Source organism: Aliterella sp. E5.1, assembly GCF_057473825.1.
Map to the genome: position 1 here is coordinate 1 of NZ_JBYCCV010000373.1, position 1,393 is coordinate 1,393.

Annotated in this window: 3 protein-coding genes; 2 read left to right on the plus strand and 1 reads right to left on the minus strand. The window is 47.2% G+C overall.

What is annotated here, in order from left to right:
* Positions 1–353 (plus strand): VOC family protein (locus AC2VE5_RS27390; protein ID WP_486890683.1); only part of this gene is annotated, 353 nt, incomplete at its 5' end.
* Between the two features lie 46 nt (positions 354–399).
* On the opposite strand, the gene AC2VE5_RS27395 is transcribed toward AC2VE5_RS27390, so the two are convergent.
* Positions 400–999, minus strand: coding sequence for a hypothetical protein (locus tag AC2VE5_RS27395; protein WP_486890684.1), 600 nt, complete (start codon positions 997–999; stop codon positions 400–402).
* A gap of 52 nt (positions 1,000–1,051) precedes the next feature.
* Here AC2VE5_RS27395 and AC2VE5_RS27400 point away from each other — a divergent pair, with 52 nt between their 5' ends.
* Entirely contained in the window at positions 1,052–1,240 is a 189-nt protein-coding gene (locus AC2VE5_RS27400) for a hypothetical protein (protein ID WP_486890685.1), read from the plus strand.
* Positions 1,241–1,393: the final 153 nt, after the last annotated feature.

Below are 1,393 nucleotides of genomic sequence, written 5' to 3' on the forward strand. Positions count from 1 at the left end.
ATATCCCGTTGCACTATTACTACAACTATGAGCAAACCCTGGGGTTATCAAGTGTAGATCCCCTGTATATGTCCGCTGATTTAGGACGATCTACCGGAGCTGGATTTAATAACCCTGATGGCCTCTGGTATCAACTCAAAAAAAATGTTCAACTGCATATTATTTCCGGGGCCAGTCTGGGAGAGAAAAACCGCCAGCGCCATGTCTGCTTTGACCGCGATTGCCTAGAACAGGTACTAATGCGGGTTCAAACTCGTCACGTTAAGCATAAGATCCGCCGTGAGCGGCCGCTTAACTTCTTGATCAAAGACTATGAGGGCCGCGTCATTGAGATGGCTGAGGTGTCAAATTAATCTCTAGCCACAAAGGCAGCTATTTTTTGCAGGGCGTGACAGCGCCTTATTTTGATTGAGACAAGGAGCGGATGAGTTTATCCAAGTATCGAACAACCCATTGACCGTATAGATAAACCAAGAGAGCACCATCTAAGGCTTGTTCAAACAGTCTAAACGCTCTGCCATAATGCCTTGAGTCCCAGTAGCTAACCGGGCTCTGAAAGCGAATCGTCCACTCCAAGGGAAAAAAGATTAATGGACCATCGTTGGCATAGGTAAAAATATCTATTAGAGTGTGCAACAAGCAGGCTAGCAGAAACCACAAGAGCCAGCGATCCCGTAAGTTGTTCCGTAAATCAAGCCTGTGTCGTTTGTACCAGACAAAGGTTAAACCAAGCATTAACAGTACGGGAGCGTGAAGTAAGTTGTGTGAAACAATCCAAAACTGATTTTGAAAGTACAACTCGGCAAACACAAAGCGAAAAGCTTCACAAGTCTCCCAGCCTAGAATCAGATGGTAATAAAGAATGCTAATCAGTGAAATCACCCAAAGCGGTAGGTCTGGCGCAACCGCCCCCCACAAAATTGCCCCTTTGACCATTTGAAGTCGAGGCAAGGCTTTTTCCAAGGCAGCCGTGATCAGGAAATGAGATGGGGTATTCATCCTTTGCTGCCGATCGCTAGTAACTTGAATTATCTTAAGGAGTAATTGCTTTATGAGTCAGCTAATGGAACCCGAAACAATCCGCGAGAAAGTCAACCAAGTGGAGCAAAAGCGAGAGTATCTTTTAGACCTTCTAGAGCAGCCAGATCTAGGAACTTTGAGAATTGATGTTAATCAGGCCCTAGAGGAAATGGATGAGCTGCTTGACGACTTTAAGCGCACATTCCCAGAAGCAGAGTAGTCCTAGCGCCACCATTTAGGCTTGGGGCTCTCTGCTGTCGGCGTTAGACGTTACCGGCTAGCCCTGTGCTAGCACTACCAGCTCAGCATCGCCCCGACGGCCCTATTCGCTGAGGCAGAAAACCAGCTGGAGAGGCTGCCAACCCCAAAGCAC

Excerpts from the sequence above, each read along its gene's own strand:
- AC2VE5_RS27395 (WP_486890684.1), bottom strand. The coding sequence starts at position 999 with ATGAATACCCCATCTCATTTCCTGATCACGGCTGCCTTGGAAAAAGCC.
- AC2VE5_RS27400 (WP_486890685.1), top strand. The coding sequence starts at position 1,052 with ATGAGTCAGCTAATGGAACCCGAAACAATCCGCGAGAAAGTCAACCAA.